The sequence below is a fragment of the Parendozoicomonas verongulae genome (assembly GCF_009711465.1).
In the GTDB taxonomy this organism is placed as follows: Bacteria; Pseudomonadota; Gammaproteobacteria; order Pseudomonadales; family Endozoicomonadaceae; genus Sansalvadorimonas; species Sansalvadorimonas verongulae.
Genome location: NZ_SMME01000518.1, coordinates 1 through 1,172 on the forward strand (window position 1 = coordinate 1; position 1,172 = coordinate 1,172).

Below are 1,172 nucleotides of genomic sequence, written 5' to 3' on the forward strand. Positions count from 1 at the left end.
GTGTAGAGCAGGCGCGCCTGGCCAGGCGCGAGAAGCCCAGCGGCGGAACCAGGCGAGTTCGCGTTACCGGATAAGAGCACCATAACTCTAGGGAAGGAGAACCCCGTGAAGATTATTACGATTGTCCGAGAAGTTATTGCTAACAGCATGCGAGCCTACATCAAAGTGGCTCGTGACAGATATTCTTCCATGAACAGGCTTGCAGAGCTGATCAGCCCACAGAAGCAATTCTGGCCTTCTGAATCCCAGGCAACCTACCCCGATGACAAACCACTGGAAGACTGGGAAGTGACTTTTGCTCCCGAGAAAAAGCGCCTTCTGGAAGAGACATCCCCCCTGATCAAAGCCGAAATCTGGAGCAGTAACTACTTCGCAGAGCACTCTGCAGAAAGCCCCTGTGACAGCACCGTTATTGATGAGGCGATAAGGCAGATTAACAAACACGAACCTCTACGTGCCCTGCGACTTATCCAAAGGATTATGGATGAAAAGCTGGGAGATATTCAGTACAAAAGCTATGAGATGCAGGACGACCCTTTCGAGGGACAGGACTTGGAAGTACGCAGCCGCAATATGGCCACTGGCGAGGCTCAACTGGCAGAATACCGGGACTCACTGATCAAACTCGCCTCAACCACCGACAATTGCATCAACAACCCTCCCGAAACCATTGCTGATATGATGCAGGCTATTGAGCTGGCTTTCCAGAAAGCTCTTGAAGAGCTTTAGCCTTATCTCCCCCCTGCCGATGGATACAAACTGAAAGCTTATTCAGGGAAGAGATCGGCACATGAAGGTTATCGACACGCTACGCACTCATCTGGCGGACTTTATCGAGAGTCACTCTCGCTCAAGCCAGATTGCTGGCACCTACTTGAATCGTTTAGTGCAATTCATTCGTCCGGAACATCATATCCGAAGCTACACATCTCAACCCAATCATAAGCCGCACTTTATTCCTCTCTCTGAGCGTCATGCCGCTCACCATAGAGCGACTCACTCAGTCAGAAATCTTGAAGCCAGGATCCAGAAAGACCTTGCACAGAAAGCCGATGCAGAAGAGCTCGACGTGGAGCATATTCCTGAACAACAGACAATCGGCCAGAAAGAAGCCATCAAGTACGGTTTCAAAATGATAGAGAAAACCCGATGTGTGACTTTCAGGCCGAAAT

At 50.2% G+C, this 1,172-nt stretch carries 2 protein-coding genes; both read left to right on the forward strand.

Features of this window, described 5'->3' with window-relative positions; translation table 11 throughout:
• Window positions 1-105: 105 nt before the first annotated feature.
• A complete protein-coding gene (locus tag E1189_RS01280; protein ID WP_155158298.1) occupies window positions 106-729 on the forward strand; it encodes a hypothetical protein in 624 nt (207 codons plus the stop codon).
• A 61-nt stretch (window positions 730-790) separates the two neighbouring features.
• A partial coding sequence (locus tag E1189_RS01285) for a hypothetical protein (RefSeq protein ID WP_155158299.1) occupies window positions 791-1,172 on the forward strand: 382 nt, incomplete at its 3' end.